The following is a 22,326-nucleotide window of genomic DNA, read 5'->3' as shown; positions in this document are numbered from 1 at the left end:
CTGTGAATCCTGACCGATCTTGCGCAATGTGGGATTACGGATTCACTTTACGAATCTGTTTTACGTCGATTTCGACAGAGTTCCAGTCTTTATCCACTTCACCCTGAATTTCAACGGTATCCTGCGGGGTTACGGTCAGGCCGTTCCAGCGCTTGTGGTCAATATCCACATTGATAGTACCGGTCGCATCTTTAAACACATACAGGTCGTCGGAAATGCGCTCGACGATATTCCCGCGCAGCGTTACCCACGCATCGTCACGCAGCGATTTAGCGCTCTCTACCGTCGTGCTGCTGCCGTTCGGGCCGACAAATCCGCCGCCTTGCGTTTGCGTCGCCGACGGGCCGGAGAAACCGCCCTGCTGAGCCGCCAGAACCGGGGTAGAACACAGTGCCATAACGGCAACGATTGCAGCTAATTTTTTCATGATTACTTTTCCCTTTCATGTCGTTTCAGATCCATTTAATAAGGTAATCCTTAACAACTTCTTAAGGCAAAAAAAGAATCTTTTTTTCTGTACATCGCCTGCGGCGACAAGGTTAACTGACGGCAACGCGAGTTACCGCAAGGAAGAACAGATGCGAATTTTACTGGTAGAAGATGACACACTTATTGGCGATGGCATAAAAGCGGGCCTGAGTAAAATGGGTTTCAGCGTCGACTGGTTTACCGAGGGACGTCCGGGCAAAGAGGCGCTTTACAGCGCGCCTTATGATGCGGTTATTTTAGATTTGACGCTGCCAGGCATGGACGGACGGGATATTTTGCGCGAATGGCGCGAAAAGGGTAAACAGGAACCGGTACTGATCCTGACGGCGCGCGACGCGTTAGCAGAGCGCGTCGAGGGGCTACGTCTGGGCGCCGATGACTATTTATGTAAACCTTTCGCGCTCATTGAGGTCGCCGCCCGTCTGGAGGCGCTGGTACGCCGCGCCAGCGGTCAGGCCAGTAGCGAATTGCGCCACGGCCAGGTGACGCTCAATCCAGGCAATCTCGTCGCGACGCTTGCCGGCGAACCGCTGGCCTTAAAACCAAAAGAGTTCGCGTTGCTGGAACTCTTACTGCGCAACAAAGGTCGCGTGCTGCCGCGCAAGCTTATTGAAGAGAAGCTGTATAACTGGGATGACGACGTGTCCAGCAATGCAGTGGAAGTCCATGTTCATCATTTACGCCGCAAGCTCGGCAGCGAATTTATTCGCACCGTACACGGCATCGGCTACACCCTGGGTGACGCATGAAATTGACGCAACGTCTCAGCCTGCGCGTCAGGCTGACGCTTATTTTCCTGATTCTGGTCTCCATCACCTGGGCAATTTCCAGTTTTGTGGCCTGGAGAAAGACGACGGATAATGTCGACGAGCTGTTTGACACACAGTTGATGTTGTTCGCCAGACGGCTTAGCACCCTCGATCTTAACGAGATCAACGCCCCGCAGCGCATGGCGCATACGCCAAAGAAATTAAAACATGGGCATATCGATGACGATGCGCTGGCGTTTGCCATCTTTTCCGCTGACGGCAAAATGTTGCTGCATGATGGCGACAACGGCCAGGATATTCCGTATCGCTATCGCCGGGAAGGTTTCGACAATGGCTATCTGAAGGATGACAACGACCTCTGGCGTTTTTTGTGGTTGAACTCGGCGGACGGTAAGTATCGTATCGTCGTCGGTCAGGAGTGGGATTACCGCGAAGATATGGCGCTGGCGATCGTGGCGGCGCAATTAACGCCGTGGCTGATCGCCCTTCCCTTCATGCTACTGATTTTATTACTCCTGCTTCACCGCGAGCTCAGACCGTTGAAAAAACTGGCGCAGGCGCTGCGCTTCCGGTCGCCGGAATCGGAAACGCCGCTCGACGCCAAAGGCGTACCGAGCGAGGTTCGCCCACTGGTCGAAGCGCTTAATCAGCTTTTTAGCCGCATCCACTCCATGATGGTGCGCGAACGGCGATTTACCTCCGACGCCGCCCATGAATTGCGCAGCCCGCTGGCCGCGCTGAAAGTACAAACCGAGGTGGCGCAGCTCTCGGGCGACGATCCGCTATCGCGTGATAAAGCGCTGACCCAGCTCCATGCGGGGATCGATCGCGCCACACGGCTGGTCGATCAGCTACTGACGTTATCGCGTCTCGACTCGCTCAATAATTTGCAGGATGTAGCGGAGATTTCGCTGGAGGAGCTGCTGCAGTCCGCGGTAATGGATATTTATCATCCGGCGCAGCAGGCGAATATCGACGTGCGTTTACAGCTTAACGCCCATGACGTCATACGTACCGGCCAGCCGCTACTCTTAAGCCTGTTAGTGCGTAACCTGCTGGATAATGCGATTCGCTACAGTCCGCAGGGCAGCGTCGTCGACGTTACCTTACATGCCCGCAGCTTCACCGTCAGAGATAATGGCCCCGGCGTAGCGCCAGAGATTCTGACGCATATCGGCGAGCGTTTTTACCGCCCGCCAGGCCAAAGTGTGACCGGCAGCGGTCTGGGATTATCAATCGTCCGCCGCATCGCTACGCTGCACGGCATGACGGTGTCGTTTGGCAACGCCGCGGAAGGTGGATTTGAGGCCGTAGTAAGTTGGTAACACAGACTTTTGCCAAAAACGCAAAAGACTTTGCACATTTTGCTAATTTCACCGCACCGCCCGTCAGCGTAGAATCAGCAGCAAACGCATTTCTTGAGGACACAAAATGAGTAACATCCTGATTATCAACGGGGCGAAAAAATTCGCGCACTCCAACGGCCAGTTAAATGACACCCTGACCGAAGTTGCCGATGGGCTTCTGCGCGATCTGGGTCATCAGGTTAAGATCGTCCGCGCCGACAGCGACTATGACATTAAAGAAGAGGTGCAGAATTTCGTCTGGGCTGACGTGGTGATTTGGCAGATGCCAGGCTGGTGGATGGGCGCGCCATGGACAGTAAAAAAATATATGGATGATGTCTTTACCGAAGGTCACGGTACGCTCTATGCCAGCGATGGCCGCACGCGTTCCGATGCCGCTAAAAAGTACGGTTCCGGCGGTCTGGTGCAGGGGAAAAAATATATGCTGTCACTGACGTGGAACGCGCCGATGGAAGCATTTACCGAAAAAGATCAGTTTTTCCACGGTGTAGGCGTAGATGGCGTCTATCTGCCATTCCATAAAGCCAACCAGTTCCTGGGCATGGACGCGCTGCCAACGTTTATTGCCAACGACGTGATTAAAATGCCGGATGTTCCGCGCTATACCGCAGAATATCGCAAGCATCTGAGCGAAATTTTTGCTTAACTGGTCATCCTGGAATTAGAAGGAGTTAACCATGCTTACCGTCATTGCCGAAATTCGCACACGTCCGGGCCAACATCACCGTCAGGCCGTCCTCGACCAGTTTGCGAAAATTATTCCAACCGTTCTTAAAGAAGAGGGGTGCCACGGTTACGCGCCGATGGTGGATCATGCCGCGGGCGTGAGTTTTCAGACTCTGGCGCCTGACTCGATCGTGATGATTGAACAGTGGGAAAGCGTTGCGCACCTTGAGGCGCATCTGCAAACCCCGCATATGAAAGCCTACAGCGACGCGGTAAAAGACGATGTGCTGGAAATGAATATTCGTATTCTGGAATCCGGCGTTTAAGTTATTACCCTCGTCTGACGTCGCCCTGATGCGATGCGCAAGTGTCGCCATCAGGCTGCGGCGTCATGTCGGATTCGCTTATCCGGCCTGCGGCATGCAGACCGGATAAAGCGTGCAACAACCGTTACACGTCGAGATCCGCGAGATCGCCTTTTTCCTGTAGCCAGTTGCGTCGATCTTCAGAACGTTTCTTCGCCAGCAGCATATCCATCATCGCGTTAGTACGCTGATCGTCTTCATCGCTAATGGTGAGCTGCACCAGGCGGCGAGTATTTGGATCAAGCGTGGTTTCGCGTAACTGCATCGGGTTCATTTCACCCAGGCCTTTGAAACGCTGTACGTTCGGCTTGCCTTTCTTACGCTTCAGTTGTTCCAGTACGCCCGCCTTCTCTTCTTCCGTCAGCGCGTAATAGACCTCTTTACCCAAATCGATACGGTATAGCGGCGGTAGCGCGACGTAGACATGACCATTCTTCACCAGCGCGCGGAAATGTCTGACAAACAGCGCGCAAAGCAGAGTAGCGATATGCAAACCATCGGAGTCCGCATCCGCCAGGATACAGATCTTGCCGTAGCGCAGCTGACTCAGATCGTCGCTGTCCGGATCGATACCGATCGCCACGGAAATATCATGCACCTCTTGCGAGGCCAGCACTTCATCGGAAGAGACTTCCCAGGTGTTAAGGATCTTACCTTTGAGCGGCATGATCGCCTGATATTCGCGATCGCGCGCCTGCTTGGCGGAACCGCCCGCCGAATCCCCTTCCACAAGGAACAGCTCGGTCCGATTAAGATCCTGCGCGGTACAGTCCGCCAGTTTCCCCGGCAACGCCGGACCGCTGGTGAGCTTTTTGCGTACCACTTTTTTTGCGGCGCGCAGTCGCCGCTGCGCGCTGGCAATCGCCATCTCTGCCAGTTGTTCCGCCGCCTGCACGTTCTGGTTCAGCCACAGGCTGAAGGCATCTTTCACCACGCCGGAAACAAATGCCGCACATTGACGCGACGACAGACGCTCTTTGGTCTGCCCGGCAAATTGCGGGTCCTGCATTTTCACGGAGAGCACATAAGCGCAGCGATCCCAGATATCTTCCGCCGACAGTTTGACGCCGCGCGGCAGAATATTGCGGTATTCGCAAAATTCGCGCATCGCGTCGAGCAGGCCCTGGCGCAGACCGTTGACGTGCGTCCCCCCCTGCATGGTCGGGATCAGGTTGACGTAGCTTTCCGTCAGTAATTCGCCGCCTTCCGGCAGCCACAATAGCGCCCAGTCAACCGCTTCCGTTTCACCGTTAAAATTACCGATAAACGGCTTTTCCGGCAGCGTCGGCAGGCCGTTTACCGCTTCGCCCAGATAGTCGTTCAGGCCATCCTGGTAGCACCAGCGCTGCTCGCTGTTATTCACTTCATCTTTAAAAGTGATTTCCACGCCGGGACACAGCACCGCTTTTGCTTTCAGAACGTGCATTAAGCGAGAGACAGAAAAACGCGGGCTGTCGAAGAAACTTTCGTCCGGCCAGAAATGGACGCTGGTGCCAGTATTACGTTTACCGCAGGTGCCGACAACCTGCAAATCCTGCACTTTTTCGCCGTTTTCAAACGCGATGTTATAGACCTGACCGTCGCGGCGCACGGTCACTTCCACGCGCTTTGACAGGGCATTCACGACCGAAATCCCCACCCCATGCAGACCACCAGAGAACTGATAGTTCTTATTGGAGAATTTACCGCCGGCATGAAGCCGACAGAGGATCAGTTCTACCGCCGGAACCCCCTCTTCCGGATGGATATCCACCGGCATCCCGCGTCCGTCGTCAATCACTTCCAGCGATTGATCGGCATGTAAAATGACATCCACGCGTTTGGCGTGACCTGCCAGTGCTTCATCCACACTATTATCAATTACTTCCTGACCCAAATGGTTGGGGCGAGTCGTATCGGTGTACATCCCCGGGCGGCGGCGTACCGGCTCAAGCCCAGTGAGTACCTCAATGGCATCAGCGTTATAAGTTTGCGTCATGGTTTAATTAGCAATTCGAATTGATTGTCAGCAACTGTGCAGTCCAAGAAAATCGACAATCTGGTTGAAATAATCTTCGAAGCCCGTGAATGCGTGATTACCCCCCTCGGTCACTGTCTGACGGCAGGAGGCGTAATATGCCACCGCCTGGCGGTAATCCAGCACTTCATCGCCCGTCTGTTGCAGTAGCCAGATCAGGTCTGGCGCTTCCAGCGGGTCAATCTGCATGACTTTAAGATCATAAATATGGCGAGACTCTAGCACATATTGCTGCCCGGTGTAGGGGTTCTCGTTCTGACCGAGATAGTCGGTCAGTAATTCAAAGGGCCGCACGGCGGGATTCACCACCACAGCCGGCAGCATAAAACATTGCGACAGCCAGGTGGCGTAATAACCACCCAGCGACGATCCTACCAGCCCTAATGGCGCACCGCCATGCTCAAGCACGAGAGATTCCAGCAACTCCGCCGCATCGGCAGGATAGGGCGGCAGTTGAGGGACGATCATCTCAACATGCGGATGACGCTCCGCCAGCCAGTTTTTTAGCTGGCACGCTTTTGCCGAGCGAGGGGAACTGTTGAATCCGTGCAAATAGAGAAGCGTAGACATCAGTATCCTTCCGAAGCGGTATCGGGTCGGAACCGGGTATCCTGCAGGCGATGCACTTCCGTCTCCAGGACGCCGTTCGCCTGGAGCTCCAGCGTACGCCAGCCCGGCGCGATAGTATCCAGCGTAAAGTTAGCGCAGTGCGGTTTGAACTGTACGCAGGTTGACGGCGACGCCAGCAGACGCCGTCCGTTCCAGTCGAGATCCAGCTCCTGGTGAATATGTCCGCATAGCAGATACTTTACACGCGGGAAATTCGCCAGCACGCTATCCAGCTCACCAGCATTACGCAAGCTGTGCTGATCCAGCCAACTGCACCCTGCCGGCAACGGATGGTGGTGCAACAGGAGCAATGTCTGTCTCTCTGGCGCATCGGCGAGCTTACGCTCAAGCCATTCCAGTTGGAACTCGCTCAGTTCGCCATGCGGGACGCCAAACACCTGGCTATCCAGCAACAAAATCTGCCATTGTTCACCGATTAACACGCGTTTAGCCGGGGAAATCCCCGCCTCTTGCAGCGCGCTGTACATTGCCGGCTGAAAATCATGATTGCCCGGTAGCCAAACGCAAGGCGCGCGAAAGCTTGCGATACCCTCAGCAAAATGCTGATAAGCCGCAGCGGATTGATCCTGCGCCAGATCGCCGGTCGCCACGATCAGATCATATTCATACTGTTGCGCCCGAATAGCCTCCAGCACGGCCTGGTAACTTTCCCAGGTATTGACGCCTAACAGCGTTTCATGCTTTTCGGCAAACAGGTGAGTATCTGTAATTTGTAAAATCCTGACTCGGGCCTCACCAGCCAGAGGTAGGGTTAACAGGCTTTCCAAATGGTGTCCTTAGGTTTCACGACGCTAATAAACCGGAATCGCCATCGCTCCATGTGCTAAACAGAATCGTAGCCAGTCGGCCAGAAACTGATTAATTTGATGCTTTTCGTCGCGTTGATGCAACTTTTTATTTGGATAATCATACCGCGCTTTGAAGCGAAAGATCTGCTGGCTTGAACACACTTCAGCCACCATCGCATCATGGTAGAGGCGCACCGTCAGCGACGGCAGGCTCCAGTAGGTGATGGCTGGCGCCGTTTGCTCGATCGTTACAAGCGTAGTGTATCGGGTCGATTCCACAATCGTTAACCGATATTGTACGTTGCCCACCTGATAGCTCACCGTTTCACCGGGGGCGTCATTGCGCGGCAGCAGGCGGCGCAATTGCGAAAAATTGGTTTCGCACAAACGCATCATTTCTGGGAAGTCAGGTGTATAACGCTTCATTTTTTCCACTCGTTTTTTAACTCTTGATGATGCAACTGAAGCCATTGCAAAGCGATGACTGCGGCTGCGTTGTCGATTTTCCCCTCTTCTACCCACTGGTATGCCTGTTCCCGGCTTACCACATGAACCCGAATATCTTCGTTTTCATCCGCCAGACCATGAATACCTACCGCGGTCGTGGCGTCCACTTCACCCACCAGAATAGATGAGCGCTCGCTGGTTCCTCCTGGACTCGCCAGGTAACTGATGACCGGTCGGGTGCGGCCCACGGTCAGCCCTGCTTCTTCCATCGCCTCCCGCCGGGCGACCGCCTCAATGGTTTCGCCTTCTTCTATCATGCCGGCGACCATCTCCAGCAGCCACGGCGTAACGCTTGTGTCATATGCGGCAATACGAATCTGTTCGACCAGCACCACCTCGTCGCGTTCAGGGTCAAAGGGTAGCAAGACAGCGGCGTGCCCGCGCTCAAAAATTTCGCGCTTTACCTCGCCACTCATTTCTCCGTTGAATAAACGATGGCGGAATCGATACACATCCAATGAAAAAAAACCGCGATAGCGCGTTTCCCGTGCAATAATTTCTACATCGCTTTTGGTGAAAGTAACTGGCAAGTTGTCTGATTTACGCATTGTGCTGCCCTGCTAGCAATAATGATTAAATGATGAATTTCAAGGGTGGTTGACTGCTGTTTTATCACCCTTGTGGTAAATTGGTGCCAATTAAGGCTCGTATGGCACGTAACGCCAACTTTTTGCAGTGGCGGATTCTGCTAGAATCAGCAATTATTTTTACAAATTGATCAGCGCTAAATACTGCTTCACAACAAGGAATGCAAATGAAGAAATTGCTCCCCATCCTTATCGGCCTGAGCCTGTCGGGGTTCAGCACACTAAGCCAGGCAGAGAACCTGATGCAAGTTTATCAGCAAGCACGCCTGAGCAACCCGGAATTGCGTAAATCCGCTGCCGATCGCGATGCTGCATTCGAAAAAATTAACGAAGCGCGTAGTCCTTTACTGCCGCAACTGGGTTTGGGTGCCGACTACACCTACAGCAACGGTTATCGCGATGCGAACGGTATCAACTCCAATGAAACCAGCGCTTCCCTGCAATTAACGCAGACGCTATTTGATATGTCGAAATGGCGTGGGCTCACCCTGCAAGAAAAAGCAGCAGGCATTCAGGATGTCACCTATCAGACCGATCAGCAGACGCTGATCCTCAATACCGCGAACGCGTATTTTAAGGTATTGAACGCTATTGATGTGCTTTCCTATACCCAGGCGCAAAAAGAGGCTATCTACCGTCAGTTAGATCAAACGACGCAACGTTTTAACGTGGGTCTGGTCGCCATTACCGACGTGCAAAACGCCCGTGCGCAATATGATACCGTACTGGCGAATGAAGTGACCGCCCGCAACAACCTGGATAACGCGGTAGAAGAGCTGCGCCAGGTAACCGGCAATTATTACCCGGAGCTGGCGTCGCTTAACGTCGAGCATTTTAAAACCGACAAACCCAAAGCTATTAATGCGCTGCTGAAGGAAGCGGAAAACCGTAACCTGTCGCTGTTGCAGGCGCGTTTAAGTCAGGATCTGGCGCGCGAGCAAATCCGTCAGGCGCAGGATGGCCATCTGCCGACGCTGAATTTAACGGCCTCAACCGGCATTTCTGATACCTCTTATAGCGGTTCTAAAACCAACTCCACCCAGTACGACGATAGCAACATGGGGCAGAATAAAATCGGCCTGAACTTCTCCCTGCCGCTGTATCAAGGCGGGATGGTTAACTCGCAGGTAAAACAGGCGCAGTATAACTTCGTCGGCGCAAGCGAACAGCTGGAAAGCGCGCACCGTAGCGTGGTGCAGACCGTACGTTCTTCCTTTAACAATATTAACGCCTCCATCAGCAGCATCAACGCGTATAAACAGGCAGTCGTTTCCGCGCAAAGTTCTTTGGATGCAATGGAAGCCGGTTACTCGGTCGGTACACGTACCATTGTTGACGTACTGGATGCCACCACCACTCTGTATGATGCCAAGCAGCAACTGGCCAACGCGCGTTATACCTATTTGATTAATCAGTTAAATATCAAATATGCGCTCGGTACGCTGAACGAGCAGGATCTGCTCGCGCTTAACAGTACGTTGGGTAAACCTATCCCGACGTCGCCGGAAAGCGTAGCGCCGGAAACGCCAGAGCAGGATGCTGCCGCAGACGGTTATAATGCCCATAGCGCCGCGCCGGCAGTACAGCCGACCGCCGCTCGCGCCAACAGCAATAACGGCAATCCATTCCGGCATTGATAAGTTATTCGCTGACGCTGCGCTTATCAGACCTGTGCCTTTGTAGGTCTGGTAAGCGCGGCGCTACCTGTCATAAAGCCGCGCCTGAACGTAAGACAACGTAAAGATCCTGCTATTCCGCCGCATTCTCGCCTTTTCTCGCTTCAATTTCGACCAGTCATCCTCTATTCTGAACGCATGTTGTATTTACCACTGGGTCCTGGAAGACAAATATGAAACGGACAAAATCCATCCATCACGCATCATTTCGCAAAAGCTGGAGCGCGCGGCATTTAACGCCGGTCGCCCTGGCGGTTACGGCTGTTTTTATGCTGGCTGGCTGTGAAAAAAGCGATGAAACCGTATCGCTGTATCAAAACGCTGATGACTGTTCAGCGGCGAATCCGGGCAAAAGCGCGGAGTGTACAACCGCATATAACAATGCGCTGAAAGAGGCCGAACGTACTGCGCCTAAGTACGCTACACGCGAAGATTGCGTCGCTGAGTTTGGCGAAGGTCAGTGCCAGCAAGCGCCCGCACAGGCTGGCATGGCGCCGGAAAATCAGGCGCAGGCCCAACAATCCAGCGGCAGTTTCTGGATGCCGCTTATGGCAGGTTACATGATGGGGCGTCTGATGGGCGGCGGCGCAGGCTTTGCGCAACAGCCGCTGTTTAGCTCGAAAAACCCGGCCAGCCCTGCATACGGCAAATATACCGATGCGGCAGGTAAAAACTACGGCGCGGCGCAACCGGGCCGGACAATGACCGTACCGAAAACCGCGATGGCGCCGAAACCGGCCACCACAACAACCGTTACCCGCGGCGGTTTTGGCGAATCCGTCGCCAAACAGAGCACCATGCAGCGTAGCGCTGCCGGTACTTCAACACGTTCGATGGGCGGCTGATACGCATGGAAAGAGTCAGTATTACCGAGCGCCCGGACTGGCGCGATAAAGCGACTGAATACGGGTTTAATTTTCACACTATGTATGGTGAACCGTACTGGTGTGAAGACGCTTATTACAAGTTAACGCTCGCCCAGGTGGAAAAACTGGAAGACGTTACCGCCGAGCTGCACCAGATGTGCCTCAAGGTAGTAGAACGCGTCATCGCCAGCGATGAGCTGATGACGAAGTTTCGTATTCCAAAACATACCTGGGGTTTTGTTCGCCAGTCCTGGCAAACGCAACAACCGTCGCTCTATTCCCGCCTCGATTTGGCCTGGGACGGCATCGGCGAGCCTAAGCTGCTCGAAAATAATGCCGACACGCCAACATCGCTGTATGAAGCGGCGTTTTTTCAGTGGATTTGGCTGGAAGATCAGATCAACGCGGGCAATCTGCCGGAAGGCAGCGATCAGTTTAATAGCCTGCAGGAAAAGCTGATTGAACGCTTTGCTGAACTTCGCGAGCAGTACGGTTTTCAGTTGCTGCATCTCACCTGCTGTCGCGATACGGTTGAGGATCGCGGCACCATTCAGTATTTACAGGACTGCGCGGCCGAAGCGGAAATCGCCACCGAATTTCTCTATATCGACGATATTGGTCTGGGGGAAAAAGGCCAATTTACGGATCTGCAGGATCAGGTCATTGCGAACCTGTTCAAGCTCTATCCGTGGGAATTTATGCTGCGCGAGATGTTTTCCACCAAGCTGGAAGATGCCGGCGTGCGCTGGCTGGAACCGGCCTGGAAAAGCATTATCTCCAATAAAGCGTTGTTGCCGCTGTTGTGGGAGATGTTCCCTGACCATCCGAATCTGTTGCCTGCGTATTTCGCCGAAGACGAACATCCGCCAATGGATAAATATGTCGTGAAACCGATCTTCTCCCGCGAAGGGGCGAACGTATCGATTATTGAGAACGGTAAAACGATCGAATCCGTGGAAGGCCCGTATGGCGAAGAGGGTATGATCGTGCAACAGTTCTATCCGCTGCCAAAATTCGGCGACAGTTACACCCTGATTGGTAGCTGGCTGATTAACGATCAACCCGCCGGAATTGGTATCCGTGAAGATCGGGCGCTGATCACCCAGGATCTCTCCCGCTTCTATCCGCATATTTTTGTCGAAGGATAGATTTTCCTGTAAGCCCGATGCGCGTAGCGCCATCGGGCAATCATTCAGCGCCTTATCCGGCCTACCCCACCTGCACCGACAACATACTTATACTGCCCATCTCAATACCGTCGACCGGGATGGTGATAGGTTCCTTGCCGTCCCAGGCGCCAAGTACATACAGCAAAGGCAAAAAGTGCTCCGGCGTCGGGTTCGATAAGGCGCCCCCTTCATGTTGCAGATAATTCACCAGCGGGTGCTGTTCTACCGGCCCCTGCCACGTCAGGTTGGCTTTCACAAAGTCATTAAATGACGCCGCCCAGGGATACGGTATATTGTCACCGTGCCAACGCACAGTCCGCAGGTTATGAACCACATTCCCGCTAGCCACCAGCATCACGCCTTCGTCACGCAGCGTCGCCAGTTTACGACCCATCTCAAAATGCCATGCCGCCGGTTTGGTACTATCAACACTAAGCTGCACCATCGGGATATCCGCATTCGGGTACATCTTGATCAATACGCCCCAGGAGCCGTGATCAAATCCCCACGCCTCTTTATCGAGCGCGACGGGAACGGGAGCCAACAGTTCAACCAGACGCTGCGCCAGCGCAGGCGATCCAGGGGCCGGATAATGCATGTCATACAGCGCCTGCGGAAAACCGCCAAAATCGTGGAGAGTTTGCGGCCTTTCCATCGCTGTGACGCCCGTCCCACGGGTATACCAGTGCGCCGACACCACAACTATCGCCTGTGGTCGCGGTAGGGCCTCCCCCAATCGCCGCCAGGCGCGGGTATAATCATTATCGTCCAGCACGTTCATCGGGCTGCCATGCCCCAAAAACAATGCTGGCATACACGTTAAAGACATGATGTTATCCTTACAGGAAAGACATTTTGTTAACATCACCATACGCTTTCTTCACAGAGGAAGAACTCAGATAACTATGATGAAGATCATCAGTTATTTTGAAGGTCAGGTTCGGACGGCAAATTGATAAGGAGTAATGGATGTCAGTACCACTTATTCTGACCTTACTGGCGGGCGCCGCCACCTTTATTGGCGCGTTTCTTGGCGTTCTCGGCCAAAAACCATCTAACCGCGTGCTGGCTTTTTCGCTGGGCTTCGCCGCAGGGATCATGCTGCTCATCTCGCTGATGGAGATGCTGCCCGCCGCGCTTGATACCGAGGGGATGTCGCCTGTACTGGGCTACGGAATGTTTATTATCGGCCTGTTGGGCTACTTCGGGCTGGATCGCCTGCTTCCTCACGCTCATCCGCAGGATCTGGTGCAAAAAAGGCAGCAGCCGCTTCCCGGCTCGATAAAACGCACTGCGATTTTATTGACGCTCGGCATTAGCCTGCACAACTTTCCGGAAGGGATCGCCACCTTTGTCACTGCCAGCAGCAATCTTGAACTGGGTTTCGGCATCGCACTGGCGGTGGCGTTGCACAATATTCCTGAAGGTCTGGCGGTTGCCGGCCCGGTTTATGCCGCGACGGGCTCAAAACGTACCGCGATTTTTTGGGCCGGTATCTCCGGCATGGCGGAAATTCTTGGCGGCGTGCTGGCGTGGCTGATTTTGGGCAGCCTGGTTTCGCCAATCGTTATGGCGGCTATCATGGCGGCAGTCGCCGGTATTATGGTGGCGCTCTCCGTCGATGAACTGATGCCGCTGGCAAAAGAGATCGATCCTAACAATAACCCCAGCTATGGCGTGCTTTGCGGTATGTCCATCATGGGGCTCAGTCTCGTCATTTTGCAGACGATAGGTATCGGTTAAGAGAAACGTCGCGCCGGATGCAGGCCTTTAGCCAGGCAACATCCGGCTGCCCGTCAAGGATATGCGCTATTTCTGCTCATTCATCACGCTGTCGCCTTCGCTCGTCTGGCGAAAACGTTTCGTTCGCGCTTCAAGTAATGCATCTCTGTCTTGCCGAAACGCTCTGCAATAACGCTTCATATGGCAAATATACCCTACTACCACCAGAACGATTAATATTATCCAATACCAGGCAATAAACATCCTTTTTACCCTTAAAATTTAACATCACTAAACATTTAACGTTAAAATTTTACATACCCTTATTTTGACGTATTCATATACTGGCATATTTGTGGAACAAATAAATGATTTTGATCATATAAATCAGTGGTGAAACACAATAATGAAAGAGGTATTAAGCAGAAAACAATGTCGATAAGATCACACTTCGTACTAATTTATATTGTTCTTAAAATATCACACTCCTACTATCGACTCACTCAGGCAATTAAAAAATATTGATACAGAATATACTTTAAAATAAGTAACAGCATCATGACTTATATTTAAAGACCAATCATTTACCTCATTTATTATTCATAAAAACATAGTATATTCAGAAGTATTATATTTAGAAGTTGTATATAAGGAGATATATCCATGTTTGACCAATACCGGAAAACAATACTTGCCGGTGCCGTCGCACTGACATGCGGACTCACCGCAGCCAGTACGTTTGCCGCAGGTTTTCAACCGGCACAGCCCGCAGGAAAATTAGGCGCAGTCGTTGTCGATCCTTACGGAAATGCCCCTCTCACCGCGCTGGTGGAATTAGATAGCCATATTATTTCAGACGTTAAAGTTACTGTACATGGCAAAGGGGAAAAAGGCGTTCCTGTTACTTATACTGTTGGGAAAGAGTCTTTAGAAACCTATGACGGTATTCCTATTTTTGGCCTTTATCAGAAATTTGCCAACAACGTCACGGTAGAATATAAAGAAAACGGCAAAGCCATGAAGGATGACTATGTGGTGCAGACGTCCGCCATCGTCAACCATTATATGGATAACCGTTCTATTTCAGATCTCCAGCAAACGAAAGTTATTAAAGTTGCGCCAGGATTTGAAGATCGCCTTTATCTGGTAAATACCCATACCTTTACGCCGCAGGGCGCTGAATTTCACTGGCACGGCGAAAAAGATAAAAATGCGGGCATTCTTGATGCCGGCCCGGCGGGTGGGGCTTTGCCTTTCGATATCGCCCCTTATACGTTTGTGGTCGACACCCAGGGTGAATATCGCTGGTGGCTGGATCAAGATACCTTCTACGACGGCCACGATATGAATATCAACAAACGCGGCTACCTGATGGGTATTCGTGAAACGCCTCGCGGCACCTTTACCGCGGTGCAGGGCCAACACTGGTACGAGTTTGACATGATGGGGCAAATTCTTGCCGATCACAAACTGCCGCGCGGGTTCCTGGATGCGTCTCATGAATCCATCGAAACCGTGAACGGCACCGTACTGCTGCGCGTCGGCAAACGCGATTACCGCAAAGAAGACGGCATACATGTTCATACGATTCGTGACCAAATCATTGAGGTTGATAAGTCTGGCCGCGTAGTAGACGTTTGGGATTTAACCAAAATCCTCGACCCTATGCGTGATGCGCTGCTCGGCGCGCTGGATGCGGGCGCAGTATGCGTGAACGTCGATCTGGCCCATGCCGGACAGCAGGCGAAACTCGAACCGGATACGCCGTATGGCGATGCGCTTGGCGTTGGTGCCGGTCGTAACTGGGCGCACGTCAACTCTATCGCTTATGACGCGAAAGACGACTCCATCATCCTTTCTTCCCGCCATCAGGGTATTGTAAAAATTGGTCGCGATAAGCAGGTGAAATGGATACTGGCGCCGTCTAAAGGCTGGAATAAGCAGCTAGCCAGTAAATTGCTGAAACCGGTAGACGATCATGGTAAGCCGTTGACCTGTGACGAAAATGGCAAGTGTAAGGACACCGATTTCGATTTCACCTATACCCAACATACGGCATGGCTTTCCAGCAAAGGTACGTTAACGGTCTTTGATAACGGTGATGGTCGCGGCCTGGAGCAACCGGCTCTACCGACCATGAAATATTCCCGTTTTGTCGAATATAAGATCGATGAGAAGAAAGGCACCGTACAACAAGTTTGGGAATACGGTAAAGAACGTGGATATGATTTCTATAGCCCTATTACCTCGGTTGTTGAATATCAAAAAGACCGCGACACCATGTTCGGCTTTGGCGGTTCTATTAACCTGTTCGACGTTGGTAAACCAACAGTCGGCAAACTGAATGAGATTGACTATAAAACGAAAGAAGTGAAAGTTGAAATTGATGTGCTGTCGGATAAACCCAACCAGACTCACTATCGTGCGTTACTGGTTCATCCAACACAAATGTTTAAATAAATAACGGGAAGGAATTAATATGTCATCTAAATGGATTACCTCTTTATTTAAAAGCGTAGTATTAACCGCGGCATTGGTCACTCCTTTTGCGGCATCGGCTTTTACCGAGGGCACAGATTATATGGTTCTGGAGAAACCAATTCCTAATGCGGATAAAACGCTGATTAAGGTATTTAGCTACGCCTGCCCTTTCTGCTACAAATATGACAAAGCCGTAACAGGTCCGGTTTCTGATAAAGTCGCCGATCTCGTTACGTTCACCCCGTTCCACCTGGAAACAAAAGGCGAATATGGCAAACAGGCCAGCGAAGTATTTGCAGTCCTGATCGCCAAAGATAAAGCTGCCGGGATTTCGTTATTTGATGCTAAATCACAATTCAAAAAAGCGAAGTTCGCCTGGTATACGGCTTACCATGATAAGAAAGAGCGCTGGTCAGATGGGAAAGATCCGGCGGCATTTATTAAAACCGGGCTGGACGCCGCAGGCATGAGCCAGGCTGATTTTGAAGCGGCGCTGAAAGATCCTGCCGTTCAGGAGACTCTGGAAAAATGGAAAGCAGCCTATGACGTTGCCAAAATTCAGGGTGTTCCGGCTTACGTCGTCAACGGCAAGTACCTTATCTACACCAAAAACATCAAATCCATCGATTCTATGGCTGAACTCGTTCGGGAACTGGCCACTAAAAAATAAGCAGGGAAACGATTATGGATTTTATTAAGGGATTATGGCGAGACCTACGCGCAAGACCAGTGGATACGCTGGTGAGATGGCAGGAACAGCGCTTTCTGTGGCTGTTAATGGCCATCGCGATGGGAGGATTAATTATCCTGGCGCACTCGTTCTTCCAAATCTACCTCTACATGGCACCGTGCGAGCAGTGTGTTTACATCCGTTACGCGATGTTTGTGATGGTAATTGGCGGGGTGATTGCGGCGATAAATCCCAAAAATATCGTGCTGAAGCTGATTGGCTGCATCGCGGCGTTTTATGGCAGCATTATGGGCATTAAGTTTTCTATTAAGCTTAATGGTATCCATCATGCGGTACATAATGCGGACCCCGATTCACTTTTTGGCGTGCAAGGATGTTCGACTGACCCTACCTTTCCTTTCAACTTACCGTTGGCGGAATGGGCACCGGAGTGGTTTAAACCTACCGGAGACTGCGGTTATGACGCGCCTATCGTCCCTGATGGCGTAACGCTCAGTAGCGTACAGCAGTGGTTTGTCGATCTCTACCAGCAGTCCGAAGGCTGGTATCTGCTTCCGCCCTGGCACTTTATGAACATGGCGCAGGCATGTATGTTGGCCTTTGGGTTGTGCCTGATTCTGCTGCTGGTGATGAGCGGCGCCTGGGCATTGAAACTGGCCAGAGGCAAATAACCTGAATAGATAAACCAAAGCAGAGGTCTGCATTCAGGCCTCTGCTTTTCTCACAATAATTTTACCATTCAGCTTATTCGTCGTTCTTTGAAACTGAACAATATGGCACCGAAGGAATACAAAAAAGCCGATGACATCTCATCGGCTTTTTTCAACCATGATCCGTTCGATCAGCTGGCTTTGCGCTCATGCGCCTGGCGGTAAGCCACCAGATCTTCAATCGTGACCACCGCCATATTATGCTGGCCTGCAAACGCGATACACTCCGGCGCGCGCGCCATCGTCCCATCGTCGTTAGTCAACTCGCACAGTACGCCTGCAGGTTTAAAACCGGCCAGCGTCATCAGATCGATGGTCGCCTCCGTATGACCGCCGCGCGTCAGCACGCCGCCCGCCTGAGCGCGCAGTGGGAAAACGTGCCCCGGACGGTTAAGATCGGACGGTTTTGCGCCATCCTTAATTGCCGCACGCACCGTAGTGACACGGTCAGCGGCGGAAACGCCGGTGGTCACGCCTTCTGCGGCTTCAATGGTCACGGTAAAACCGGTGCCGTAGGCGCTGGTGTTGTTTTCCACCATCATTGGCAAGTCGAGCTGCTTACGACGGTCTTCAGTAATGCACAGGCAAACAATACCGCTACCGTGACGAATGGTTAACGCCATCTGTTCTACGGTCATCGTCTCTGCGGGGAAAATCATATCGCCTTCGTTTTCACGATCTTCATCATCAAGCACCATCACACCGCGTCCTTCACGCAGCGCATCCAGTGCAAGTTCAACACGTTCAAAAGGCGTACCAAAAGAGGAAAGTAGCGTCTGATTCATGGTAAAAAAACCTCATTAACATTATGGTTACCAGAATCAGGGCAGTCTTAGGAGTGCCGACAAGCGGCAAAAAAATAACGTGAGCGGGTCCATGCCCGACTGGATCGTTACCCTCTCCCATCCGGACTTTAACCGTCGGCCCCGGAATTACACCGGATCTGCTGACCTTTTCGCTATGGCAAAAAGCGCTCGCGGGCTTTCAACCTGCTCTCCGCGTTCCGTCACGGCGCGCCGTGATGAGAAATGCGTTAAACATCGCTGATTTACCGCCGGTGGGGAATTTCGCCCCGCCCTGAGAATAAGCGGGTTAACTATAACGCTATTGATTACCTTCATCAACGCCTTTACTCCGTATGACGTCACACAATTCTGGTTTATGGCGTCCACATATCGCACTACAATAAGAGCTAACACTTACCAGTTCAGGGAAACCACAATGATTGACCCGAAAAAAATTGAGCAAATCGCACGCCAGGTTCATGAGTCAATGCCGAAAGGTATTCGCGAGTTCGGGGAAGATATCGAGAAAAAAATCCGTCAAACGCTGCAATCTCAGCTGACGCGTCTCGATCTGGTGAGCCGCGAAGAGTTTGATGTCCAGACTCAGGTCTTGCTGCGCACCCGGGAAAAACTGGCGCTGCTGGAGCAACGCCTCAGCGAACTGGAAGCTCGCGACAAGCCTGAAGAAGTAAAACCTGCGCCCGCCATCCCGCCAGTCGATCCACAAGAGTAAAAACGTGAACGGGCCTGACGGCCCGCTCATATAAGATCTGAATAATGCCCTGCACCTGTAAAGGGAGCCTGCATTAGTGTTCTAATTCTAACCTTTTCGCCTGAGTCGCCTGCTGGCAGTAAAGCGCGTAACGCTTGCAAAACCAGTCGCGGTGCTCCTCGTCCATATTGCCGGTTACCGCCTGGATATCAACAGGACGCCCCTCCGCCTGCATTCTGGCAAAACTGCGCGCCAGAAAATCGAAATTATTTAATGAATAGACGTTATTGTTGTTCATCAGCATACCCTCCAGTTATTGAATTCTGTTAAGGCTATATGCTTTTTCTAATTTCAGTATTTCCCTATATGTACGGCGGTTTTATACATAACGTGCGCAAATTTAATGCGCAAAATCACAATATTCACCAAAGATAACGACGGATAAATCGCTTTTCGGACTTAAGGAGATATGGGTCACATGATATTGTAACGCAGTGAAATAACAAGCATGAAAATTATCACGCGAACACCCTTCTGAAGGCGGCGACAAGGATAGAAAATATGACCTTATTTGCGGAGTATAACAGCCCCTATCTGTTTGCCATCGCGTTCGTTTTCTTTATCGGCGTGCTGGAGATGATTTCTCTGATTTTTGGCCACTTTCTTTCAGGCGCGCTCGACGCCCATCTCGATCATTATGATGCCCTGTCATCCGGCCCTGCGGGCCAGGCGCTTCATTATCTGAATATTGGACGCGTTCCCGCCCTGGTCGTCCTCTGTCTATTGGCCGGTTATTTCGGCCTCTTCGGTATCCTCATCCAGCATGGCGGGATCATGCTCTGGCAAGCGCCGCTCAGCAATCTGCTGCTGGTCCCGTTGAGCATTGTCCTGTCGGTCTTTGCCGTGCATTACAGCGGAAAAATCCTCGCGCCCTGGCTACCCAGAGATGAAAGCTCCGCCCTCCGGGAAGAGGAATTTATCGGCGGCATGGCGATTATTACCGGCCACGCCGCCGTCGCCGGTACACCTTGCGAAGGAAAATTTACCGATAAGTTCGGCCAGATTCACTATTTACTGCTGGAACCCGAAAAGGGAAAAGAATTTAAAAAAGGAGACAAGGTGCTGATTGTCTGCCGACTTTCCGCAACGCGTTATTTGGCTGAGCGTACCTTCTATGTCTAATTGAGAGGAACTTACATAATGGATGATGTTTTTGGCATATTGCCATCATGGATGTTTACCGCCATCGTGGCGGTTATCGTCTTACTAATTATCGGGATCATTTTTGCTCGCCTCTATCGCCGCGCATCTGCGGAACAGGCGTTTGTCCGTACCGGGCTTGGCGGGCAAAAAGTGGTGATGAGCGGCGGCGCTATTGTGATGCCAATCTTTCACGAAATTATTCCGATCAATATGAATACCCTAAAACTTGAAGTCAGCCGTGCTACCGTCGACAGCCTGATCACCAAAGATCGTATGCGCGTTGACGTGGTCGTCGCTTTCTTCGTGCGTGTAAAACCCTCTGTTGAAGGTATTGCCACCGCCGCACAAACGCTTGGCCAGCGAACGCTGTCGCCGGAAGATCTGCGTATGCTGGTTGAGGATAAATTCGTTGACGCCTTACGCGCTACCGCCGCCCAGATGACGATGCATGAGCTACAGGATACGCGTGAAAACTTCGTTCAGGGCGTACAAAACACCGTTGCGGAAGATTTGTCGAAAAACGGCCTGGAGCTGGAAAGCGTCTCATTAACCAACTTTAACCAAACGTCCAAAGAGCATTTCAATCCAAACAATGCCTTTGATGCCGAAGGTCTGACGAAACTGACGCAGGAAACCGAACGCCGCCGTCGTGAACGTAATGAAGTGGAACAGGATGTGGAAGTGGCGGTGCGCGAAAAGAACCGCGACGCGCTTGAGCGCAAGCTGGAAATCGAGCAACAAGAAGCCTTTATGACTCTGGAGCAGGAGCAACAGGTTAAAACCCGCACCGCCGAACAAAACGCTAAAATTGCCGCTTTTGAGGCCGAGCGCCATCGTGAAGCAGAACAGACGCGCATTCTTGCTGAGCGGCAGATCCAGGAGACGGAGATCGAACGTGAGCAAGCAGTACGGTCCAGGAAAGTTGAGGCCGAGCGTGAAGTACGTATTAAAGAGATCGAACAGCAACAGGTGACAGAAATCGCCAACCAGACGAAATCTATCGCCATTGCCGCCAAATCCGAGCAGCAATCACAAGCAGAAGCGCGCGCCAACGACGCGCTGGCCGATGCGGTTCGCGCCCAGCAAAACGTAGAAACCACCCGCCAGACCGCCGAAGCGGATCGCGCCAAGCAGGTCGCTCTGATCGCCGCGGCGCAGGATGCGGAAACCAAAGCGGTCGAACTGACCGTTCGGGCAAAAGCAGAGAAAGAAGCGGCAGAATTGCAAGCCGCCGCCATCATCGAACTGGCGGAAGCAACGCGTAAAAAAGGTCTGGCGGAAGCCGAAGCGCAACGGGCGCTGAATGACGCTATCAACGTACTATCTGACGAACAAACCAGCCTCAAATTTAAACTAGCGCTCTTACAATCGTTGCCTGCTGTTATTGAGAAGTCTGTTGAACCGATGAAATCCATCGACGGCATTAAGATTATTCAGGTCGATGGCCTCAATCGCGGCGCGACGGCGGGCGACGTCGCCGCTGGCGGCGCTAACGGGGGAAACCTGGCGGAACAAGCGTTATCTGCCGCGCTCACCTATCGTACCCAGGCGCCGCTGATCGATTCGCTGTTAAACGAGATTGGCATCGCTGGCGGCTCGCTAAAGGCGCTGACCACGCCGTTGGTTTCATCGGCAACGGATGAGATTAATCGCGAAGCAACGGTAAAAGAGCAATAACCCCCCGCCATATCTCCTGTCCCTGGCCATAAGGCCGGGGATTTTTTATCTTTTTTCCACCTTGTCTGTACAAAGCGTTATGACCAGCAGGCCGTTTTGCGTGGGCGATCCAGTAACGCAAAATCGGCGGGAGAAAGCCCTTGCGCCAGACAGGCCACTCACCAACAATCGCGATGTCAGCAAGGGGCTGAAACGGGAAAGCCCCTCCCGAGGAAGGGGCTTTAATAAGGAAAGGGTTATGATGCACCAGGTCATCATACTGATTGTTCTGTTACTGATAAGTTTCGCAGCTTACTAACAGCCAATCAGAGGGGGGAGAGATCCCCTCTCACCCTTATTCCTTTACTTTAGGTCGAAAAAAAAGCAGCGTCAACCGCGAGATACGCGTCGAAACAAAATGTCCGACGCGCCTTCAAAATCAGCGCCCGCAGCGTCTGTAACGCCTGAT

At 52.2% G+C, this 22,326-nt stretch carries 25 protein-coding genes and 1 riboswitch; of the genes, 15 read left to right on the top strand and 10 right to left on the bottom strand.

What is annotated here, in order from left to right; translation table 11 throughout:
* Positions 1 to 34 precede the first annotated feature (34 nt).
* On the bottom strand, positions 35 to 427 hold the full coding sequence (locus HU143_RS03710) for a YgiW/YdeI family stress tolerance OB fold protein (RefSeq protein WP_000731552.1): 393 nt from the start codon (positions 425 to 427) through the stop codon (positions 35 to 37).
* A 151-nt stretch (positions 428 to 578) separates the two neighbouring features.
* Here HU143_RS03710 and qseB point away from each other — a divergent pair, with 151 nt between their 5' ends.
* From qseB to HU143_RS03690, 4 genes are all read left to right on the top strand, one after another.
* A complete protein-coding gene (gene qseB, locus HU143_RS03705) occupies positions 579 to 1,238 on the top strand; it encodes a quorum sensing response regulator transcription factor QseB (protein ID WP_001221574.1) in 660 nt (219 codons plus the stop codon).
* Positions 1,235 to 2,584, top strand: coding sequence for a quorum sensing histidine kinase QseC (gene qseC / locus HU143_RS03700; RefSeq protein WP_000779328.1), 1,350 nt, complete (start codon positions 1,235 to 1,237; stop codon positions 2,582 to 2,584). The genes qseB and qseC overlap by 4 nt, the downstream gene beginning before the upstream one ends.
* A 106-nt stretch (positions 2,585 to 2,690) precedes the next feature.
* Positions 2,691 to 3,272: an NAD(P)H-dependent oxidoreductase gene (locus HU143_RS03695; RefSeq protein ID WP_000065416.1), complete on the top strand. Its 582-nt coding sequence runs from the start codon at positions 2,691 to 2,693 to the stop codon at positions 3,270 to 3,272.
* A 31-nt stretch (positions 3,273 to 3,303) separates the two neighbouring features.
* Positions 3,304 to 3,618 (top strand): putative quinol monooxygenase, encoded by a 315-nt coding sequence (locus HU143_RS03690; protein ID WP_000958587.1) that lies wholly within the window; start codon positions 3,304 to 3,306, stop codon positions 3,616 to 3,618.
* 124 nt (positions 3,619 to 3,742) lie between these two features.
* Here HU143_RS03690 and parE read toward each other — a convergent pair whose 3' ends face one another.
* Genes parE through nudF form a run of 5 tightly spaced genes read right to left on the bottom strand, consistent with a single transcriptional unit; the run spans position 3,743 to position 8,147 of the window.
* On the bottom strand, positions 3,743 to 5,635 hold the full coding sequence (gene parE / locus HU143_RS03685; protein WP_000195318.1) for a DNA topoisomerase IV subunit B: 1,893 nt from the start codon (positions 5,633 to 5,635) through the stop codon (positions 3,743 to 3,745).
* A 27-nt stretch (positions 5,636 to 5,662) separates the two neighbouring features.
* Positions 5,663 to 6,244 (bottom strand): esterase YqiA, encoded by a 582-nt coding sequence (yqiA, locus tag HU143_RS03680; RefSeq protein WP_000105725.1) that lies wholly within the window; start codon positions 6,242 to 6,244, stop codon positions 5,663 to 5,665.
* Positions 6,244 to 7,071 carry a 3',5'-cyclic-AMP phosphodiesterase gene (gene cpdA / locus HU143_RS03675; RefSeq protein WP_000444734.1) on the bottom strand — a complete coding sequence of 276 codons (828 nt, stop codon included), beginning with the start codon at positions 7,069 to 7,071 and terminating at the stop codon, positions 6,244 to 6,246. The genes yqiA and cpdA overlap by 1 nt, the downstream gene beginning before the upstream one ends.
* 24 nt (positions 7,072 to 7,095) lie before the next feature.
* The gene (locus HU143_RS03670) at positions 7,096 to 7,518 is read right to left on the bottom strand and encodes a DUF1249 family protein (RefSeq protein WP_000833404.1); all 423 of its coding nucleotides are present in this window, start codon (positions 7,516 to 7,518) and stop codon (positions 7,096 to 7,098) included.
* Positions 7,515 to 8,147 carry an ADP-ribose diphosphatase gene (gene nudF / locus HU143_RS03665; protein WP_001231952.1) on the bottom strand — a complete coding sequence of 211 codons (633 nt, stop codon included), beginning with the start codon at positions 8,145 to 8,147 and terminating at the stop codon, positions 7,515 to 7,517. The genes HU143_RS03670 and nudF overlap by 4 nt, the downstream gene beginning before the upstream one ends.
* 200 nt (positions 8,148 to 8,347) lie before the next feature.
* On the opposite strand from nudF, the gene tolC reads away from it, so the two are divergent.
* The 3 genes from tolC to HU143_RS03650 all read left to right on the top strand — a co-directional run bounded on the left by tolC (position 8,348) and on the right by HU143_RS03650 (position 11,876).
* The gene (tolC, locus tag HU143_RS03660; protein ID WP_072162109.1) at positions 8,348 to 9,823 is read left to right on the top strand and encodes an outer membrane channel protein TolC; all 1,476 of its coding nucleotides are present in this window, start codon (positions 8,348 to 8,350) and stop codon (positions 9,821 to 9,823) included.
* 212 nt (positions 9,824 to 10,035) lie between these two features.
* Positions 10,036 to 10,707, top strand: coding sequence for a DUF1190 family protein (locus HU143_RS03655; RefSeq protein ID WP_000831528.1), 672 nt, complete (start codon positions 10,036 to 10,038; stop codon positions 10,705 to 10,707).
* A gap of 5 nt (positions 10,708 to 10,712) precedes the next feature.
* Positions 10,713 to 11,876, top strand: coding sequence for a glutathionylspermidine synthase family protein (locus HU143_RS03650; protein WP_000442833.1), 1,164 nt, complete (start codon positions 10,713 to 10,715; stop codon positions 11,874 to 11,876).
* Between the two features lie 61 nt (positions 11,877 to 11,937).
* Here the strand turns inward: HU143_RS03650 and ygiD are convergent, their stop codons facing one another.
* The gene (gene ygiD, locus HU143_RS03645; RefSeq protein WP_000059619.1) at positions 11,938 to 12,726 is read right to left on the bottom strand and encodes a 4,5-DOPA dioxygenase extradiol; all 789 of its coding nucleotides are present in this window, start codon (positions 12,724 to 12,726) and stop codon (positions 11,938 to 11,940) included.
* Between the two features lie 140 nt (positions 12,727 to 12,866).
* Here ygiD and zupT point away from each other — a divergent pair, with 140 nt between their 5' ends.
* On the top strand, positions 12,867 to 13,640 hold the full coding sequence (gene zupT, locus HU143_RS03640) for a zinc transporter ZupT (RefSeq protein ID WP_000115874.1): 774 nt from the start codon (positions 12,867 to 12,869) through the stop codon (positions 13,638 to 13,640).
* A 66-nt stretch (positions 13,641 to 13,706) separates the two neighbouring features.
* Here zupT and HU143_RS24740 read toward each other — a convergent pair whose 3' ends face one another.
* Entirely contained in the window at positions 13,707 to 13,883 is a 177-nt protein-coding gene (locus tag HU143_RS24740; protein ID WP_000469259.1) for a hypothetical protein, read from the bottom strand.
* Between the two features lie 399 nt (positions 13,884 to 14,282).
* Between HU143_RS24740 and HU143_RS03635 the strand changes: the two genes are divergently transcribed.
* The 3 genes from HU143_RS03635 to dsbI are packed head-to-tail and all read left to right on the top strand — an operon-like array spanning position 14,283 to position 17,462.
* Positions 14,283 to 16,079 carry an aryl-sulfate sulfotransferase gene (locus HU143_RS03635; protein ID WP_000460259.1) on the top strand — a complete coding sequence of 599 codons (1,797 nt, stop codon included), beginning with the start codon at positions 14,283 to 14,285 and terminating at the stop codon, positions 16,077 to 16,079.
* A 19-nt stretch (positions 16,080 to 16,098) separates the two neighbouring features.
* Positions 16,099 to 16,770, top strand: a complete 672-nt coding sequence (locus tag HU143_RS03630; RefSeq protein ID WP_000096232.1) for a thiol:disulfide interchange protein DsbA/DsbL — start codon at positions 16,099 to 16,101, stop codon at positions 16,768 to 16,770.
* 14 nt (positions 16,771 to 16,784) lie between these two features.
* A complete protein-coding gene (dsbI, locus tag HU143_RS03625) occupies positions 16,785 to 17,462 on the top strand; it encodes a protein-disulfide oxidoreductase DsbI (protein WP_000345576.1) in 678 nt (225 codons plus the stop codon).
* 170 nt (positions 17,463 to 17,632) lie between these two features.
* Here dsbI and ribB read toward each other — a convergent pair whose 3' ends face one another.
* A complete protein-coding gene (gene ribB / locus HU143_RS03620; protein ID WP_001076978.1) occupies positions 17,633 to 18,286 on the bottom strand; it encodes a 3,4-dihydroxy-2-butanone-4-phosphate synthase in 654 nt (217 codons plus the stop codon).
* 105 nt (positions 18,287 to 18,391) lie between these two features.
* Positions 18,392 to 18,590: riboswitch (FMN riboswitch) on the bottom strand.
* Positions 18,591 to 18,722: 132 nt separating this feature from the next.
* On the opposite strand from ribB, the gene ubiK reads away from it, so the two are divergent.
* A complete protein-coding gene (gene ubiK / locus HU143_RS03615; RefSeq protein ID WP_000566824.1) occupies positions 18,723 to 19,019 on the top strand; it encodes a ubiquinone biosynthesis accessory factor UbiK in 297 nt (98 codons plus the stop codon).
* Positions 19,020 to 19,092: 73 nt separating this feature from the next.
* Here the strand turns inward: ubiK and glgS are convergent, their stop codons facing one another.
* Positions 19,093 to 19,302: a cell surface composition regulator GlgS gene (glgS, locus tag HU143_RS03610; protein WP_000928927.1), complete on the bottom strand. Its 210-nt coding sequence runs from the start codon at positions 19,300 to 19,302 to the stop codon at positions 19,093 to 19,095.
* A gap of 257 nt (positions 19,303 to 19,559) precedes the next feature.
* On the opposite strand from glgS, the gene HU143_RS03605 reads away from it, so the two are divergent.
* The 3 genes from HU143_RS03605 (at position 19,560) to HU143_RS03595 (ending at position 22,176) form a co-directional block, all read left to right on the top strand.
* Positions 19,560 to 20,180, top strand: coding sequence for an OB-fold-containig protein (locus HU143_RS03605; RefSeq protein WP_000171739.1), 621 nt, complete (start codon positions 19,560 to 19,562; stop codon positions 20,178 to 20,180).
* 18 nt (positions 20,181 to 20,198) lie between these two features.
* Entirely contained in the window at positions 20,199 to 21,878 is a 1,680-nt protein-coding gene (locus HU143_RS03600; protein ID WP_000342879.1) for a flotillin family protein, read from the top strand.
* Between the two features lie 238 nt (positions 21,879 to 22,116).
* A complete protein-coding gene (locus tag HU143_RS03595; RefSeq protein WP_001804776.1) occupies positions 22,117 to 22,176 on the top strand; it encodes a type I toxin-antitoxin system Ibs family toxin in 60 nt (19 codons plus the stop codon).
* Positions 22,177 to 22,326 lie beyond the last annotated feature (150 nt).

The organism is Salmonella sp. SJTUF14076 (genome assembly GCF_015534835.1).
In the GTDB taxonomy this organism is placed as follows: Bacteria; Pseudomonadota; Gammaproteobacteria; order Enterobacterales; family Enterobacteriaceae; genus Salmonella; species Salmonella enterica.
Note: the sequence above shows the minus strand (reverse complement) of the source record. Positions and strands in the feature narration are given on the sequence as shown.

What these genes read in the sequence shown, in the direction of transcription:
- HU143_RS03600 (WP_000342879.1), top strand. Translation starts at nt 20,199, where the DNA reads ATGGATGATGTTTTTGGCATATTGCCATCATGGATGTTTACCGCCATC.
- ubiK (WP_000566824.1), top strand. Translation starts at nt 18,723, where the DNA reads ATGATTGACCCGAAAAAAATTGAGCAAATCGCACGCCAGGTTCATGAG.
- ribB (WP_001076978.1), bottom strand. Translation starts at nt 18,286, where the DNA reads ATGAATCAGACGCTACTTTCCTCTTTTGGTACGCCTTTTGAACGTGTT.
- qseB (WP_001221574.1), top strand. Translation starts at nt 579, where the DNA reads ATGCGAATTTTACTGGTAGAAGATGACACACTTATTGGCGATGGCATA.
- HU143_RS03670 (WP_000833404.1), bottom strand. Translation starts at nt 7,518, where the DNA reads ATGAAGCGTTATACACCTGACTTCCCAGAAATGATGCGTTTGTGCGAA.
- zupT (WP_000115874.1), top strand. Translation starts at nt 12,867, where the DNA reads ATGTCAGTACCACTTATTCTGACCTTACTGGCGGGCGCCGCCACCTTT.
- HU143_RS03710 (WP_000731552.1), bottom strand. Translation starts at nt 427, where the DNA reads ATGAAAAAATTAGCTGCAATCGTTGCCGTTATGGCACTGTGTTCTACC.
- HU143_RS03630 (WP_000096232.1), top strand. Translation starts at nt 16,099, where the DNA reads ATGTCATCTAAATGGATTACCTCTTTATTTAAAAGCGTAGTATTAACC.
- HU143_RS03695 (WP_000065416.1), top strand. Translation starts at nt 2,691, where the DNA reads ATGAGTAACATCCTGATTATCAACGGGGCGAAAAAATTCGCGCACTCC.
- HU143_RS03690 (WP_000958587.1), top strand. Translation starts at nt 3,304, where the DNA reads ATGCTTACCGTCATTGCCGAAATTCGCACACGTCCGGGCCAACATCAC.
- HU143_RS03650 (WP_000442833.1), top strand. Translation starts at nt 10,713, where the DNA reads ATGGAAAGAGTCAGTATTACCGAGCGCCCGGACTGGCGCGATAAAGCG.
- HU143_RS03635 (WP_000460259.1), top strand. Translation starts at nt 14,283, where the DNA reads ATGTTTGACCAATACCGGAAAACAATACTTGCCGGTGCCGTCGCACTG.
- ygiD (WP_000059619.1), bottom strand. Translation starts at nt 12,726, where the DNA reads ATGTCTTTAACGTGTATGCCAGCATTGTTTTTGGGGCATGGCAGCCCG.
- tolC (WP_072162109.1), top strand. Translation starts at nt 8,348, where the DNA reads ATGCAAATGAAGAAATTGCTCCCCATCCTTATCGGCCTGAGCCTGTCG.
- HU143_RS03655 (WP_000831528.1), top strand. Translation starts at nt 10,036, where the DNA reads ATGAAACGGACAAAATCCATCCATCACGCATCATTTCGCAAAAGCTGG.
- qseC (WP_000779328.1), top strand. Translation starts at nt 1,235, where the DNA reads ATGAAATTGACGCAACGTCTCAGCCTGCGCGTCAGGCTGACGCTTATT.
- dsbI (WP_000345576.1), top strand. Translation starts at nt 16,785, where the DNA reads ATGGATTTTATTAAGGGATTATGGCGAGACCTACGCGCAAGACCAGTG.
- HU143_RS24740 (WP_000469259.1), bottom strand. Translation starts at nt 13,883, where the DNA reads ATGTTTATTGCCTGGTATTGGATAATATTAATCGTTCTGGTGGTAGTA.
- HU143_RS03605 (WP_000171739.1), top strand. Translation starts at nt 19,560, where the DNA reads ATGACCTTATTTGCGGAGTATAACAGCCCCTATCTGTTTGCCATCGCG.
- yqiA (WP_000105725.1), bottom strand. Translation starts at nt 6,244, where the DNA reads ATGTCTACGCTTCTCTATTTGCACGGATTCAACAGTTCCCCTCGCTCG.
- parE (WP_000195318.1), bottom strand. Translation starts at nt 5,635, where the DNA reads ATGACGCAAACTTATAACGCTGATGCCATTGAGGTACTCACTGGGCTT.
- nudF (WP_001231952.1), bottom strand. Translation starts at nt 8,147, where the DNA reads ATGCGTAAATCAGACAACTTGCCAGTTACTTTCACCAAAAGCGATGTA.
- glgS (WP_000928927.1), bottom strand. Translation starts at nt 19,302, where the DNA reads ATGCTGATGAACAACAATAACGTCTATTCATTAAATAATTTCGATTTT.